Source organism: Microcella alkaliphila, from assembly GCF_004216855.1.
GTDB classification, from domain to species: domain Bacteria; phylum Actinomycetota; class Actinomycetes; order Actinomycetales; family Microbacteriaceae; genus Microcella; species Microcella alkaliphila.
In genome coordinates this window covers 151597-167342 of sequence record NZ_SGXT01000017.1, presented here as the reverse complement: position 1 = coordinate 167342, position 15746 = coordinate 151597, and the positions used below count along the sequence as shown (strand labels likewise).

15 protein-coding genes are annotated in these 15746 nt (G+C 68.6%); 14 read left to right on the top strand and 1 reads right to left on the bottom strand.

Annotated elements, in window-relative coordinates; translation table 11 throughout:
• Positions 1 to 10: 10 nt before the first annotated feature.
• The 9 genes from pilM (at position 11) to EV140_RS10875 (ending at position 8254) form a co-directional block, all read left to right on the top strand.
• Complete coding sequence (gene pilM / locus EV140_RS10915; RefSeq protein ID WP_130283821.1) at positions 11 to 1054, top strand: type IV pilus assembly protein PilM; 1044 nt, start codon at positions 11 to 13, stop codon at positions 1052 to 1054.
• Positions 1051 to 1728: a hypothetical protein gene (locus tag EV140_RS10910; RefSeq protein ID WP_130283819.1), complete on the top strand. Its 678-nt coding sequence runs from the start codon at positions 1051 to 1053 to the stop codon at positions 1726 to 1728. The genes pilM and EV140_RS10910 overlap by 4 nt, the downstream gene beginning before the upstream one ends.
• Before the next feature lie 3 nt (positions 1729 to 1731).
• Positions 1732 to 2376: a type 4a pilus biogenesis protein PilO gene (gene pilO, locus EV140_RS10905; RefSeq protein ID WP_130283817.1), complete on the top strand. Its 645-nt coding sequence runs from the start codon at positions 1732 to 1734 to the stop codon at positions 2374 to 2376.
• A gap of 60 nt (positions 2377 to 2436) precedes the next feature.
• Complete coding sequence (locus EV140_RS10900; RefSeq protein ID WP_130283815.1) at positions 2437 to 3318, top strand: hypothetical protein; 882 nt, start codon at positions 2437 to 2439, stop codon at positions 3316 to 3318.
• A gap of 300 nt (positions 3319 to 3618) precedes the next feature.
• Entirely contained in the window at positions 3619 to 3990 is a 372-nt protein-coding gene (gene rpsL / locus EV140_RS10895; protein ID WP_096420510.1) for a 30S ribosomal protein S12, read from the top strand.
• Complete coding sequence (rpsG, locus tag EV140_RS10890) at positions 3990 to 4460, top strand: 30S ribosomal protein S7 (protein ID WP_096420512.1); 471 nt, start codon at positions 3990 to 3992, stop codon at positions 4458 to 4460. Before rpsL ends, rpsG begins: the two co-directional genes overlap by 1 nt.
• A gap of 75 nt (positions 4461 to 4535) precedes the next feature.
• Positions 4536 to 6650 (top strand): elongation factor G, encoded by a 2115-nt coding sequence (gene fusA / locus EV140_RS10885; RefSeq protein WP_130283813.1) that lies wholly within the window; start codon positions 4536 to 4538, stop codon positions 6648 to 6650.
• Positions 6651 to 6761: 111 nt separating this feature from the next.
• The gene (gene tuf, locus EV140_RS10880; RefSeq protein WP_130283811.1) at positions 6762 to 7955 is read left to right on the top strand and encodes an elongation factor Tu; all 1194 of its coding nucleotides are present in this window, start codon (positions 6762 to 6764) and stop codon (positions 7953 to 7955) included.
• Positions 7956 to 8056: 101 nt separating this feature from the next.
• Positions 8057 to 8254, top strand: coding sequence for a hypothetical protein (locus EV140_RS10875; protein ID WP_130283809.1), 198 nt, complete (start codon positions 8057 to 8059; stop codon positions 8252 to 8254).
• On the opposite strand, the gene EV140_RS10870 is transcribed toward EV140_RS10875, so the two are convergent.
• The gene (locus tag EV140_RS10870; protein WP_130283807.1) at positions 8226 to 8993 is read right to left on the bottom strand and encodes an IclR family transcriptional regulator; all 768 of its coding nucleotides are present in this window, start codon (positions 8991 to 8993) and stop codon (positions 8226 to 8228) included. The genes EV140_RS10875 and EV140_RS10870 overlap by 29 nt on opposite strands.
• Before the next feature lie 91 nt (positions 8994 to 9084).
• Here EV140_RS10870 and hutH point away from each other — a divergent pair, with 91 nt between their 5' ends.
• The 5 genes from hutH to rpsJ all read left to right on the top strand — a co-directional run bounded on the left by hutH (position 9085) and on the right by rpsJ (position 15744).
• Positions 9085 to 10659 carry a histidine ammonia-lyase gene (gene hutH / locus EV140_RS10865; protein ID WP_130283805.1) on the top strand — a complete coding sequence of 525 codons (1575 nt, stop codon included), beginning with the start codon at positions 9085 to 9087 and terminating at the stop codon, positions 10657 to 10659.
• On the top strand, positions 10656 to 12374 hold the full coding sequence (hutU, locus tag EV140_RS10860; protein WP_130283803.1) for a urocanate hydratase: 1719 nt from the start codon (positions 10656 to 10658) through the stop codon (positions 12372 to 12374). Before hutH ends, hutU begins: the two co-directional genes overlap by 4 nt.
• Positions 12371 to 13300 carry an arginase family protein gene (locus tag EV140_RS10855; protein WP_130283801.1) on the top strand — a complete coding sequence of 310 codons (930 nt, stop codon included), beginning with the start codon at positions 12371 to 12373 and terminating at the stop codon, positions 13298 to 13300. The genes hutU and EV140_RS10855 overlap by 4 nt, the downstream gene beginning before the upstream one ends.
• The gene (gene hutI, locus EV140_RS10850; protein ID WP_130283799.1) at positions 13297 to 14466 is read left to right on the top strand and encodes an imidazolonepropionase; all 1170 of its coding nucleotides are present in this window, start codon (positions 13297 to 13299) and stop codon (positions 14464 to 14466) included. The genes EV140_RS10855 and hutI overlap by 4 nt, the downstream gene beginning before the upstream one ends.
• Positions 14467 to 15435: 969 nt before the next feature.
• Positions 15436 to 15744, top strand: a complete 309-nt coding sequence (gene rpsJ, locus EV140_RS10845; protein WP_096420529.1) for a 30S ribosomal protein S10 — start codon at positions 15436 to 15438, stop codon at positions 15742 to 15744.
• Positions 15745 to 15746 lie beyond the last annotated feature (2 nt).

Here is a 15746-nt window from a genome sequence, read left to right as displayed (position 1 = left end):
GGGCACTCACGTGAGCAGCAGCATTGTCGGCCTCGACATAGGCCAGACCACGGTTCGAGCGGCGGAAGCTCGCCTTGGACGCGGCGGCGTTGTCGAGATCAAGGCATATCGGGAGGCTCCGCTTCCCGAGGGGGCTGTACGCGGGGGAGAGGTCATCGAACCGACGACCGTCGCCACCGTGTTGAAGAAGATGTGGGCCGAAGCGAAATTCACCTCCAAGAAGGTGATTCTCGGCATGGGTGACCAGAAGGTCGTTGCTCGTGACCTCGTCATGCCTCACGTCAGTGAGACTGAGATCAAGAACCTCTTGCCGCTGCGCGTTCAAGAGTTGATTCCGATGCCCGTTGCGGAGGCCGTGCTCGACTTCTATCCCATCGCTGAAGCGCCAGCGACTGACGAGGGTCCGATGGTGCGCGGCCTCCTCATTGCGGCGTACGCCGACGCGGTGACGAACAATGTCAACGCCGTGAAGCGCGCGGGGCTCGACACGGTCGCGGTTGACTTCGTCCCCTTCGCGCTACACCGTTCGGTGAGTGCGGGGAAAGACGGTGTGCACGCGGTTGTCGACATTGGCGCGTCAACCACGAACGTCATCGTGAGCAATCACGGGGTCCCCGACTTCGTTCGCATCATCCCCGCCGGCGGTGATGACGTCACTCGGGCGCTCTCCAACCAGCTCGAGATCCCTCGCGATGAGGCCGAGAACCTCAAGATTGTTCAGGGCTTGCACCCCGAGATCGTTCCCCCCAATGACGCTCGCAGCGCGGGAATCATCGTCGAGATGACGCGCGAGTTGCTCACGAGCATCATCAACACGCTGCGGTACTACTCGAGCACTCACGACGGAGTGAAGGTTGACAGCGTCGTGCTCACTGGCAACGGAGCGCGAATGCGCGGGCTGCCAGCGACACTCGCCCACTCGACGGGAGTATCGGTCGTCGCGCCCGCGCCGTTCTCGCGAGTGAAGATGCCGAAATCGTTGGCCGACTACGACGTGTCGGAAGCGCTGAAGTGCGGAACCGCCTTTGGCTTGGCAATGGGGGTGCAGTCGTGAGCCGCAAAGAAGTCGAAACGGTCGCGGTCGGCGGCGCGCCACGCGCTGACCTGCTGCCACCGTCCGTCCGGGAGGCCATCAAGCGCCGCCCTCTCGTGCGCCGTCTCGTCGCGCTCGTCCTCCTCGTCGCGCTCGTCACCGCTGGGGGTGTTGCGGGTGCCACGTACCTGGCCCTCAACGCGCAACAGGCGCTCGCCGATGAGCAGCGTCGCTCCGAAGACCTTCTCGCGCAGCAACTGCAATTCGCGGATGCGCGGGCAATCAACAACGCGCTCGACAACGCGGTCATCGCTCGCGAAGCGGCGACCTCCGCGGAAGTTGACTGGGAGGCGCTGCTCGACGAGATCCGCGCATCCCTGCCCCCGGGTCTTGTGCTTGTCTCGGTGGACGGCGCGACGCGGGTGGCCCCTGCCGAAGATGAGCCCCTGCGGCAAGACTCGATCGGCAGCTTCCGTATTAACGCGAACAGCCCCACTGTTCCGGACGTCGAGTCGTGGCTGATCGACCTGGAAGGGGTGACCGGCTACGCGGGCATTGCCCCGCCCATTACCGTCTCGGGCAGCGAGGGCGCGTCGTACTCGGTGACAATCGAGGTACTGCTTGACACGAGCGCTTACCTCGGCCGTTTCAGTACCGCCTCCGAGACCGATGCCAGCGAAGAGGGAGAGGAGTAGGCCATGTCGACACTTCGCATCTGGGTTATCGGCGCCGTTCTGGTGTCCCTCGTGATCGCCGGACTCGGCTGGACACTCGGAATCTCTCCCCGTTTGGATGATGCAGCCCGCGCAGACACCGAGCGGCAAAACGTCGAGGTTGTCAACGTCGGCTACGAAGCCACCCTGCAAGAGTTGCGACAACTATCGGAGAACCTGCCGGCGCTTGAGGCAGAACTTGACGCGATCCGCCAGGAGATTCCTGAGGGTCCCGATCTGTCAGCGCTGCTCGGGCAGCTGAACGCTCTGGCCGAGACGGCCGGAGTGGAAATCAGTGAGATCACCGCTGATCCGCCTCTTCTGTTCCCCGCGGAGATCGTCGAGGAGTTCGGCGTGAGCGGACTCGTCGCCGTTCCGGTCCGCGTGAGCGCCACCGGAGACCCGATCGGCCTAAGCGACTTCCTGCGATCCGTTCAGTTCGGCACACGCCTCTTCCTTGTCGAACAGTTCACGCTCTCGGAGAGCGGAGATTCCGGGGCTGTCAACCTTCAGGGTTTTGTGTTCGTGATTCCGCCCGCGGGCACCGCACTTCCGACCGACGAACCGCCGGCAAACGAGTTGCCAGCCGCACCGTCTGAGGATGGGGCCGAAACCGAAACCGAAGAGTAGAGCCGTCCGTAGACCTCCGGTTGCTAGGGTGAGTCGCCCGATCAACCGGAGGTTCGACGCATGACTACCGACAACAGCACCCCTCGCCCCGACGGGGACGACACGCCCGTCGAGCCGGTGGCCGCCGATCCCGTCACGCCCACCCCTGAGGCGCCCGCCGAGCCCGAGCTCGTTGAGCCGGCGCCCGTGGAGCCCGTGGCGCCCGCGCCCGAACCGGCTGCCGACCCCGAGCCGGCGGTAGACCCCGAGCCGGCCGCCGACGCGCAGCCGGCCGCCGAGCCTGCGGCTCAGCCCACGACTGCGTTGCCGAGCGCCCCGCCGCCCGCTCACGGCCAGCAGCCCGAGCCCGCCGCCGACACCGCGGCCGCACCGCAGGTCGTTTACGTCGACGCTCCCGCCCGCCCGAAGAAGCGCGGCACGCGCGGCGTCGGCCTCGCCGTCGTCTTGCTCTCGACGGGCGTCTTCGCCGTGCTCTACGCCCTCGCGACGATCGCCCTCGCGCTGGCCCTGCGCCCCGACGGGCTCAACGGCTTCGGAGGCTACCTCGCATCGGCCCCGTTCTTCGTGCCCGTGCTCGTCTTCGCGGGCGCCCACCTGCTCCTCGTGATCGTCGCGAACCGCGCCGGCTGGTGGATTCACGTGCTCGGCGGCTTCCTCGTCGCCGTTGTCGTCTGGGTCTCCTTCCTCGGCGCCGCCCTGATCGCCGCCGAAGCGATCGGCGCCACCGAGGCGCAGCAGCAGAGCGTGATCCTGCAGCAGCTCGTCAACCCGCTCGGCATCATCGCGGCCGTGCTGGCCCGCGAAATCCCGATCTGGGTCGGCGGCATCGTCGCCCGCCGGGGCCGCGCGCAGACCGCGCGCAACGCCGACGCACAGGCCGCGTACGAGCGTGACCTCGCGGCGCACCGGGCATCCGTGCAGCCGGCAGCGCCGGCGAGCTGAGCCGAGCATCCCGTCGTTTGACCGCGAGAGGCACCGCGCGTATCCTTGATCGCGTGTGTGCTTTTGCGCGCGCCTGCGTCGTGCCGTGAATTCGGTACACGAGGGCGAGGGCAGTCGCTCCCACACCGGGTCCCTCGGCTCCGCGTCCTGACGCGGTGATCCCAGAAACCCCCACGGCATACCCGCCGCTCAGAACCGCACAGGTTCTGGCGGGTTTCGCGTGAGGCCGGGTCGTGACACCACGACACGGCGAAACCAAACCGCAACCGCTGTCACCGTGCAGCAGAACCAAGGAGCATTGTGCCCACTATTCAGCAGCTGGTCCGCAAGGGCCGGTCGCCGAAGGTCGTCAAGACCAAGGCGCCGGCGCTGAAGGCCAACCCTCAGCAGCGCGGCGTGTGCACCCGCGTGTACACGACCACCCCGAAGAAGCCCAACTCGGCCCTTCGCAAGGTCGCCCGTGTGAAGCTTTCGAACGGCACCGAGGTCACCGCCTACATCCCGGGCGAAGGCCACAACCTGCAGGAGCACTCGATGGTGCTCGTGCGTGGCGGTCGTGTGAAAGACCTGCCCGGCGTGCGCTACAAGATCGTGCGCGGCGCGCTCGACACCCAGGCTGTCAAGAACCGCAAGCAGGCGCGTAGCCGCTACGGCGCGAAGAAGGAGAAGTAATGCCTCGCAAGGGTCCCGCGCCTAAGCGCCCCGTCGTCGCAGACCCGGTCTACGGCGCCCCGATCGTCAGCCAGCTCGTCAACAAGATCCTCCTCGACGGCAAGAAGGGCCTCGCCGAGCGCATCGTTTACGGTGCCCTCGAAGGCGTCGCCGCGAAGAGCGGTCAGGATGCGGTGGTCGTCTTGAAGAAGGCCCTCGACAACGTGCGCCCCACCCTCGAGGTGCGGTCGCGTCGTGTCGGTGGTTCGACCTACCAGGTGCCCGTCGAGGTGAAGCCTCACCGTGCGAACACACTCGCACTGCGCTGGCTGACCTCGTACGCCAAGGCTCGTCGCGAGAAGACGATGACCGAGCGCCTGATGAACGAGATCCTCGACGCGTCGAACGGTCTCGGTGCCGCGGTCAAGCGCCGTGAAGACACGCACAAGATGGCCGAGTCGAACAAGGCCTTCGCGCACTACCGCTGGTAACACCTTTTCGGTCGGGCGGGCCGCTACCCGCGTGCCCGCTCGACCACCCGCCTCACAACACTCCGGAGGAATCCCGTGGCACTTGACGTGCTCACCGACCTGAAGAAGGTCCGCAACATCGGCATCATGGCGCACATCGATGCCGGAAAGACCACCACGACCGAGCGCATCCTGTTCTACACGGGTGTGAACCACAAGATCGGTGAGACCCACGACGGTGCCTCGACGATGGACTGGATGGCGCAAGAGCAGGAACGCGGCATCACCATCACGTCGGCTGCCACCACCTGCTTCTGGAACGGCACCCAGATCAACATCATCGACACCCCCGGCCACGTCGACTTCACGGTCGAGGTCGAGCGCTCGCTGCGCGTGCTCGACGGTGCCGTCGCCGTCTTCGACGGCAAGGAGGGCGTCGAGCCCCAGTCCGAGACGGTCTGGCGTCAGGCCGACAAGTACGACGTGCCCCGCATCTGCTTCGTCAACAAGATGGACAAGCTGGGCGCCGACTTCTACTTCACCGTCGACACGATCATCAAGCGCCTCGGCGCGAAGCCGCTCGTGATTCAGCTGCCGATCGGCTTCGAGAGCACCTTCGAGGGTGTCGTCGACCTGGTTGAGATGCGCGCGCTCACGTGGCGCGGCGACGCCAAGGGTGACGTCAAGATGGGCGCCGAGTACGCCGTCGAAGAGATCCCCGCCGACCTCAAGGAGAAGGCTGAGGAGTACCGCGCTCAGTTGCTCGAGGCCGTCGCCGAGGCCTCCGACGAGTTGCTCGAGAAGTACCTCGGTGGCGAAGAGCTGACGGTCGCCGAGATCAAGGCCGGCATCCGCAAGCTCACGATCAACAGCGAGGCCTACCCCGTGCTCTGCGGCTCGGCCTTCAAGAACCGCGGCGTGCAGCCCATGCTCGACGCGGTCGTCGACTATCTTCCCAGCCCGCTGGATGTTCCCCCGACCGTTGCGCACGACCCGCGCGACGAAGAGAAGGAGATCGTTCGCAACCCCGACGCCAAAGACCCGTTCGCGGCCCTCGCGTTCAAGGTTGCGGTGCACCCCTTCTTCGGTCGCCTCACTTACATTCGCGTGTACTCCGGCACCATCGAGTCGGGCTCGGCGATCGCCAACTCGACGAAGGGCAAGAAGGAGCGCATCGGGAAGATCTTCCAGATGCACGCCAACAAGGAGAATCCGGTCGAGTCGGTCACCGCGGGCCACATCTACGCCGTCATTGGCCTCAAGGACACCACGACCGGTGACACGCTCTGCGACCTCACCGAGCAGGTTGTCCTCGAGTCGATGACCTTTCCCGAGCCGGTCATCGAGGTTGCCATCGAGCCGAAGACCAAGGCCGACCAAGAGAAGCTGGGCACCGCGATCCAGAAGCTCGCCGAAGAAGACCCGACGTTCCGCACCGAACTCAACCAGGAGACCGGTCAGACCGTCATCAAGGGCATGGGCGAGCTGCACCTCGACATCCTCGTCGACCGCATGAAGCGCGAGTTCAACGTCGAGGCGAACGTCGGTAAGCCGCAGGTTGCCTACCGCGAGACGATTCGCAAGACGATCGAGAAATTCGACTACACCCACAAGAAGCAGACGGGTGGGTCGGGTCAGTTCGCCAAGGTGCAGATCACGATCGAGCCGCTCGAGGTGACCCCCGAGACGAGCTACGAGTTCGTGAACGCCGTCACCGGTGGCCGCGTGCCGCGCGAGTACATCCCCTCGGTCGACGCCGGTATCCAGGACGCCATGCAGGTCGGCGTGCTCGCCGGCTTCCCCACGGTGGGCGTCAAGGCAACGCTCGTTGACGGCCAGTCACACGACGTCGACTCGTCGGAAATGGCGTTCAAGATCGCCGGTTCGATGGCGTACAAGGAGGCTGCTCGCAAGGCCAGCCCCGCGCTGCTCGAGCCGCTCATGGCCGTCGAGGTTCGTACGCCCGAGGAGTACATGGGCGACGTTATCGGCGACCTGAACTCGCGCCGTGGCCAGATTCAGGCCATGGAGGACGCGACCGGCGTCAAGGTCGTGCGCGCACTCGTCCCGCTGTCGGAGATGTTCGGGTACGTCGGTGACCTGCGGTCGAAGACCTCGGGCCGCGCCGTCTACTCGATGTCGTTCGACAGCTACGCGGAGGTCCCGAAGGCTGTTGCCGACGAGATCGTCCAGAAGACCAAGGGCGAGTAACCACTCGACCTGCGAGGGCTCCCGAGCCTGACTACAGTAAGAACACACCAACCAGCGCTTTGTCCGACAACCGGTCGGATGCGCGCGAACGAGTCCTGAGGAGGACCCACAGTGGCTAAGGCCAAGTTCGAGCGGACCAAGCCGCACGTCAACATCGGAACGATCGGTCACGTCGACCACGGCAAGACCACCCTGACCGCCGCCATCTCGAAGGTGCTTGCTGACAAGTACCCTTCGGCGACGAACGTCCAGCGTGACTTCGCGTCGATCGACTCGGCTCCCGAAGAGCGCCAGCGCGGTATCACGATCAACATCTCGCACGTTGAGTACGAGACCCCGAAGCGCCACTACGCGCACGTTGACGCCCCCGGTCACGCTGACTACATCAAGAACATGATCACCGGTGCCGCTCAGATGGACGGCGCGATCCTCGTGGTCGCGGCGACTGACGGCCCGATGGCGCAGACCCGTGAGCACGTTCTGCTCGCCAAGCAGGTCGGTGTTCCCTACCTGCTCGTCGCGCTGAACAAGTCCGACATGGTCGACGACGAAGAGATCCTCGAGCTCGTCGAGATCGAGGTCCGCGAGCTCCTGTCGAGCCAGGGCTTCGACGGCGACAACGCCCCGGTCGTTCAGGTCTCGGGCCTCAAGGCTCTCGAGGGCGACGAGAAGTGGGTCCAGTCGGTCCTCGACCTCATGGAGGCCGTCGACAACTCGATCCCCGACCCGGTGCGTGACAAGGACAAGCCGTTCCTCATGCCCATCGAGGACGTCTTCACCATCACCGGTCGTGGCACCGTCGTGACGGGCCGCGCCGAGCGTGGAACCCTCGCCATCAACTCCGAGGTCGAGATCGTCGGCATCCGCCCGACGCAGAAGACCACGGTCACCGGTATCGAGATGTTCCACAAGCAGCTCGACGAGGCGTGGGCCGGCGAGAACTGTGGTCTGCTCCTCCGCGGCACCAAGCGCGAAGACGTTGAGCGCGGCCAGGTCGTCGTGAAGCCGGGTTCGGTTACCCCTCACACCAACTTCGAGGGCACCGCGTACATCCTCTCGAAGGACGAGGGTGGCCGTCACAACCCCTTCTACACGAACTACCGCCCGCAGTTCTACTTCCGCACCACCGACGTCACCGGCGTCATCTCGCTGCCCGAGGGCACCGAGATGGTCATGCCCGGCGACACCACCGACATGACGGTTGAGCTGATCCAGCCCATCGCCATGGAGGAGGGCCTCGGCTTCGCCATCCGTGAGGGTGGCCGCACCGTGGGCGCCGGTACGGTGACCAAGATCATCAAGTAGTACCTGCTTCCAACGAAACGGGGTCGAACCTTCGGGTTCGGCCCCGTTTCTTTCCTCCCGAAAACGGCACGGATGCTCGTGGCCGGGAGTACGCCCGCGCCATGAGCACGCGCCCCGCCGCTCGCAGCCTGCTGCTTGTGGAAATCACCGTTGTGATCGCCGTGATCACGTTCATCCTGATGCAGGCGCCTCAGGCGAGCGATGTCGGCATGCTGGTCATTTACTCCGGTTTCGGGATGCTCGTCGAATTCCTGATCCTGCGCGACCGCTCTACGCGCGGCCCGTTAGTCGCGCTGTGAGCTGAGCGGCCGCCGCGGTGACGGCCGCGGCGACGCGTTCACGCGCATCCGAGGTCGCCGTGCCCGAGCGAAACGTCGCACCGATGGCCGCAGCGGGGTAGCCGCCGCGGTCGGTGGCGGCCGCCGCGACCGAGGCGTAGTCGGCGGTGATCTCGCCGTCTTCAGAGGCGACGCCGCGCTCGCGAGACGCCGCAAGGATCGCGTCCAGGTCGGCGAGCGTTGCCGGGCCGATCCCCTGTCGGGTGATGAGGGCATCCCGATGGGGGTAGAGGGCGCGCACCTGCGCGGCGGGCAGCGCGGCCAGCATGGCGCGGCCGGTCGCCGTGAGGTGGGCGGGGAGGCGTACGCCGACCCGCACCACGGTGGTGGGCGCCCGCGGGGCGCTCGCCTGGCCGACATAGGACACGTCGGAGCCGTGCAGCACGGCGAGCTGCGCCGCCACGGGCAGGCCCGCCTCGGCGACCACCCGGTCGAGCAGCGGCATGGCGAGGCTGCCGAGGCGGCTCGCGCGCAGCACGGCCGAACCGATCTCGGCGACGTGACCGCCGAGCCCGTAGGCCCGCAGTTCGGGGTAGTGCACGACGTAGCCCTCGTCCATGAGCACCCTAAGCAGCTGATAGGTGCTCGAGCGGGGGAGGTCGAGGGCGCGGGAGATGAGCGAGGCCGGCACCGGGTCGCCGTGCGCGGCCAGGTGGCTGACGATGCGCAGGGCGGCGCGCGCGGCAGGCACCTCAGGCATCGCGCCTCCCCGTCGTCAGAAGTCTGATATCTCAGACACATTATGGGTGACGCGCCGCCCGGGCACAGCGGAACCGCGGTTCACTCGAGGCATGCCGATCACGATCGGGGCCCGCCCCCTGACGACCGCCGAGGTCACCGCCGTCGCCCGCCACGGCGAGCCCGTCACACTCGACGCCGCGGCGCTCACCCGCATGGCCGAGACGCGCGCAATCATCGAGGCGCTCGCCGACGACACGGTGCCGCACTACGGCATCTCGACCGGATTCGGCGCCCTCGCGACTACCTCGATCCCGCCGGAGCGCCGCGTCGACCTGCAGCGCTCCCTCGTACGCTCACACGCCGCGTCGTCGGGCGCCGAGGTCGAGACCGAGGTCGTGCGCGCCACGATGCTGCTGCGCCTGCAGACCCTGGCGACCGGCCGCACCGGAGCGCGCCCCGACCTCGCCGAGCAGTATGCGGCGCTGCTCAACGCCTCGATCACGCCGATCATCGGCGAGTACGGCAGCCTCGGCTGCTCCGGCGACCTCGCGCCGCTCGCGCACATCGCGCTCGCCGCCATGGGAGAGGGCGACGTGCGCGACGCCGCCGGGGCGCGCATGCCGGCCGCCGAGGCGCTCGCCGCCGCTGGCCTTGCGCCCATCGTGTTGCGCGAGAAGGAGGGCCTTGCCCTCATCAACGGAACCGACGGCATGCTCGGGATGCTCGCCCTCGCCCTCGAGGACCTCTCGGCCCTCATCGACACGGCCGACCTCGCCGCCGCGATGAGCATCGAGGCGCTGCTCGGCACCGACGCCGTGCTCGCCGACGACCTGCAGGTGTTGCGCCCGCACCCCGGTCAGGCCCGGAGCGCGAGCGCGATGCGCGCCTTCCTGCGCGACTCGGGCGTCGTGGCGAGCCATAAGACCGACGACTGCACCCGCGTGCAGGACGCGTACTCGCTGCGGTGCGCGCCGCAGGTTCACGGGGCAGCGCGCGACACGCTGACCTTCGCGGCGACCATCGCTGAGCGCGAGCTCGCCAGCGCGATCGACAACCCCGTCGTCACGCTCGACGGGCGGGTCGAGTCGAACGGCAACTTCCACGGGGCGCCGGTCGCCTACGCCCTCGACTTCGTCGCGATCGCGGTCGCCGATCTCGCGAGCATGAGCGAGCGGCGCACTGACCGCTTCCTCGACGTCGCCCGCAACGCCGGGCTGCCGCCCTTTCTCGCCCACGACCCCGGCGTCGACTCGGGCCACATGATCGCCCAGTACACGCAGGCCGGCATCGTCAGCGAGCTGAAGAGGCTGGCCGCGCCCGCGAGCGTCGACTCGATCCCGTCGAGCGCGATGCAGGAAGACCACGTGTCGATGGGCTGGGCCGCCGGCCGCAAGCTGCGCCGGGCGGTCGACGGGCTCTCGCGCGTCGTCGCCATCGAGCTGCTCACGGCGGCCCGCGCGCTCGACCTCCGGGTCGCCGCCCTCGGTGTCAGCCCCGCCCCGGCTACCGCCGCGGTCGTCGACCGCCTGCGCGCCGACGTTCCCGGCCCGGGCCCCGACCGCTACCTCGCCCCCGACATCGACGCGGCGCACGCGCTCGTCGTGAGCGGCGCACTGCTCGCGGCCGCGCGGGCAAGCCTCACCGTAACCACACCACCCGCCCTCACGACAGGAGTAGATCAATGACGATCATCACCTCGGAAACGACGCCCCGCGCATCCGGCGCAGTGCTCTCCGGGCACGGGCCCCGCCCCGTCCGCGCCCACCGAGGAACCCAGCTCCACACCCTCGGCTGGCAGCAGGAGGGTGCGTTGCGCATGCTGCAGAACAACCTCGACCCCGAGGTTGCCGAGCACCCCGACGAACTCGTCGTGTACGGCGGCACGGGCAAGGCCGCCCGCGACTGGGCGAGCTACGACGCACTCGTGCGCACGCTGCACACGTTGAAGGGCGACGAGACGATGCTCGTGCAGTCCGGCCGCCCGGTCGGCGTCATGCAGACGCACGAGTGGGCGCCGCGCGTGCTGCTTGCCAACTCGAACCTCGTCGGCGACTGGGCCAACTGGGACGAGTTCCGCCGCCTCGAACAGCTTGGCCTCACCATGTACGGCCAGATGACCGCCGGTTCGTGGATCTACATCGGCACGCAGGGAATCCTGCAGGGCACCTTCGAGACCTTCGCCGCGGTGGCCGCGCAAAGGTTCGGAGGAACGCTGGCCGGAACCATCACCCTCACCGGCGGCCTCGGCGGCATGGGCGGCGCGCAGCCGCTCGCCGTCACCATGAACGGCGGCGTCGCGATCTGCGTCGACGTCGACCCGTCGCGCATCGCCCGCCGCCTCGAGCACCGTTACCTCGACGTCGAGGCCCGCTCGCTCGAGCACGCGCTCGAACTGGCGACAGAGGCACGGGATGCTCGGCGCGCGCTCTCGATCGGACTGCTCGGCAATGCCGCGGACATTTTCCCCCGGCTCCTCGCCATGAGCGCCCCGATCGACATCGTGACCGACCAGACGAGCGCCCACGATCCGCTCGCGTACCTGCCGCTCGAGCACACGATGGATGACTGGCACGCCGCGCGTGAGCGCGACCCGATCGGGTTCGCCGCCGCGGCGCGGCAGTCGATGGCGCGGCAGGTGGAGGCGATGGTCGGCTTCCAGAAGGCCGGGGCGGAGGTGTTCGACTACGGCAACAACATCCGCACGGAGGCTCTGGCTGCGGGTTTCGCCGACGCGTTCGCGTTCCCCGGCTTCGTGCCCGCGTACATCCGCCCGCTGTTCGCCCAGGGAAAGGGGCCGTTCCGCTGGGCCGCCCTCAGCGGCGACCCGAAAGACATCGCGGCGACCGACCGCGCGGTGCTCGAGCTGTTCCCCGACAACGAGAACCTGCAGCGCTGGATTCCGATGGCCCAGCAGCGCGTGCACTACCAGGGGCTGCCGGCCCGCATCTGTTGGCTCGGCTGCGGTGAGCGCGACGTCGCGGGCGAGCGGTTCAACGACATGGTCGCCTCGGGCGAGCTCAGCGCCCCGGTGGCGATCGGCCGCGACCACCTCGATTCGGGTTCGGTCGCGAGCCCCTACCGCGAGACCGAGGCGATGAAGGATGGCAGCGACGCGATCGCCGACTGGCCGCTGTTGAACGCCCTCGTGAACACGGCCTCCGGCGCCACCTGGGTGTCGATTCACCATGGCGGGGGAGTCGGCATCGGCCGTTCCATCCACGCCGGGCAGGTCGTCGTCGCCGACGGAACGGCGCTCGCCGGTCAGAAGGTGCAGCGGGTGCTCACCAACGATCCGGGCATGGGTGTGATCCGGCACATCGACGCCGGCTACGACGAAGGCGAGGGTGTCGTGGCCAAACACGGGGTGCGCATCCCGATGCGCGAGGGCGGCGCGCAGTGACCGGCCCCGCGCTCGCCCACGACGAGCACTGGCCCCGGGCCGGCGACTGGCCGGCCTGGCAGCCGGGCGAGCGCGCCGACGCGATCATCGTCGGCGTACCCACCTGGTGCACCTCGCTGTCGCCGACGCGCGCGTACGAGACGCCCGCGGCGATCCGTGACGCGCTGCGCCGCTACAGCGCGGATGCCCTGCTGACGCCAGCGGGCATCCCGCTCGTCGTGCGCGATGCCGGCGACATCGCCGAGCCGGATGGCAAGGGGGAAGAGGCGGCGATAGCCCGCATCGCCGAACTCGTCGCCCACTGCGATCTCGTGATCGTGCTCGGCGGAGACAACGCCGCGACCGTGCCCGCGGCCCTCGGCGTGTGGGGCGGGAGAATCGGATGCGCGGGGCTCGTCACCGTCGACGCTCACCACGACCTCCGCGACGGCACCACCAACGGCAGCCCGGTGCGTCGCCTGCTCGACGCGGGGCTCGACGGCTCGCGCGTGGCCCAGCTCGGCATCGAGCCGCTCGCCAACTCCCGTTTCTACGCCGAGCGCGCGGCGCAGCACCGCATCGCGGTGGTGACCCGCGACGAGCTCGCCCACTCACACGTCGCGGCCGAGATGGCCGCCGCCCTCGACCGGGCCGCCTCCGCCGGCGGCCCCGTGCACGTCGACCTCGACCTGGATGTCTGCGATCGTGCGGTCGCGCCGGGATGCCCCGCGAGCATCCCCGGGGGAATCAGCGCGCACGAGTTGCGCCGCGCCGCGCACGTGGCCGGGCGGCACTCCGCCGTGCGCGGCATCGACCTGACCGAACTGGACGCGAGCGCCGACGCGCCGGACGGGCGCACGGTCCGGCTCGCGGCACTGTGCGTGCTGGAGGCGCTCGCCGGGCTTGCCGCCCGGCCGGCGCCCCGCGTCGACGAGGTGCCCGCGTGAGCGTGCTCGTCGACCGCATCGGCCAGCTCGTCACCCTCGACCCGGCCGACCCCGACAGACCCACCCGCAACGACGCGGCACTCGTCATCGACGGCGGGCACGTCGCGTGGGTCGGAGACGCCGCAGACGCGCCCGCCGCCGACGAGCGGCTCGACGCCGACGGCCGGGCGGTGATCCCCGGCTTCGTCGACAGCCACAACCACCTCGTATTCGCCGGCGACCGCGCCGACGAGTGGGAGGCGCGCATGACCGGCGCGCCGTACACCGCCGGCGGCATTCGACGCACGGTCGAGGCGACACGCGCCGCCAGCGACGACGAGCTGCGCGCGACGCTCGGCCGGCACATCGCCGAGGCCCACCGCCAGGGCATCACGACGCTCGAGGTGAAGAGCGGCTACGGCCTCACCGTCAATGACGAGGCCCGCGCCGTGCGGCTCGCCCGCGAGGTGACCGACGAGGTCACGTTCCTCGGTGCCCACGTCGTGCCCGCCGACCACGCCGACGACCGGCAGGGCTACGTCGACCTCGTCTGCGGCGCCATGCTCGCCGCCTGCGCGCCGCACGCCCGATGGGTCGACGTGTTCATCGACTCCGGAGCCTTCACCGTCGACGAGGCCCGCCGCATCCTCACCGCAGGGCGCGAGGCAGGGCTCGGCCTCCGCGTCCACGCCGGCCAGCTCGCCGCCGACGGCGGAGTCGCCCTCGCCGTCGACCTCGGCGCCGCCAGCGTCGACCACGCCACCCACCTGACCGACGCCGACGTCGACGCGCTCGCCCGATCATCCACAGTCGCGACGCTGCTGCCGCTCGTCGAATTCTCGACGCGGCAGCCGTATCCGGATGCTCGCCGCCTCATCGACGCGGGAGTCACCGTCGCGATCGCCACCGACACCAACCCGGGGTCGAACTATTCGAGCTCGATGACCACCGCCATCGCCCTGGCGATCAGAGACATGGGGATGACCCCCCTCGAGGCGGTGACCGCCGCCACGCGCGGGGGAGCGGCGGCCCTGCGCCGCGACGACATCGGGCACCTCGGGGTGGGGGCGCGGGGTGACCTCGTGGTGCTCGATGCGCCCGACCATCGGTGGATCGGGTACCGGGTGGGGGTGCCGCTCGTGGCCGAGACGGTTGTTGCGGGTCAGCGAGAAACGTCCTTGACGTAGACGAGGATCCGCTCCGATCTGGCCCGGCCACGACCGCCCGTTCGGCAGCCCAGACCGCCCGGCCGTCCGGCCCGCCCATTGGCCCGGCCTGTCCGGTGGCCCGGCCTCACCCACGCGGTGGCCCGCCCCCAGCCGCTCGTTAGCCCGTCCCGTCCGCTGATCCGGCCGGCCGCTCCGCCCGCTCCAACCCGCCGCGCACCTACGCTCAAGCTCAACATCCCCGCGGGGCGGTGTTCACAACTCAGGAAGAGAGGGAGAATGTGCGCCCGTTGCGCGATCTTCCAGTCCGCGCGTCCTGAATTGCGAACACCGACGGGAGGAACGAGGGGATCCCGGGCGCTCAGCTCCCCCACTGCGGGGTGTGCCGCCCGTAACTCTTATGGCCGGGTTGCCTCAACTGAGGCCGACCGGCGGCCGGGACGGCCGCCGGGGTGTGTCGCATGTAACTCTTATGGCCGGGTCGCCACAACTTGGGCCGACCGAGCGCCGGGACGGCGCTCGGGGCGTGTCGCCGATCGGGCCAGAAATGGCCCGATCTCCAAGGCGACACGCCCGGGTTGCAGCACCTCCCGGCGTGTGGCAGACTTTCCTAGTTCAATACGCCGCGCCTCGTCGCGTGGCTCACTGCCAGGCAGTGCATAGGACGAGCGAACCGCAGGTGCGGAACGCCGGGAACCTAGGCCGCGGGTAGCAGAACACAGCGTAAATCGACCCCCTCAGATTCGCAGGTGAATTCCTGCGCGCTGAGGAGTGCGCGCGAGTGGCCACAACAGCCCATCGTGTACGGGTCGGTGACATGCGGAGATCGCGCACGTTGGTATCCGCCGCTCACAAGAGTTTCACTCTTGCGCGCGGGGCGAAGGCAGCCGGTTGACGTTTGACAGAAAAACAGTGGTGCGACAGCGATAGCGCTCCGCGCTGGGTATGGCCTAAGGGCTGCGCCCAATCCAACAAGGAAGAGAGTTGAGCATGGCGGGACAGAAGATCCGCATTCGACTGAAGTCGTATGACCACGCTGGTCTCGACGCGTCGGCGCGCAAGATCGTCGACACGGTCACCCGTGCCGGAGCGACCGTCGTGGGCCCCGTGCCCCTCCCCACGGAGAAGAACGTGGTGGCCGTTATCCGTTCGCCCCACAAGTACAAGGACAGCCGCGAGCACTTCGAGAAGCGCACGCACAAGCGGCTCATCGACATCATTGACCCGACGCCGAAGGCCGTCGACTCGCTCATGCGTCTCGACCTGCCCGCCGACGTCAACATCGAGATCAAGCTCTAAGG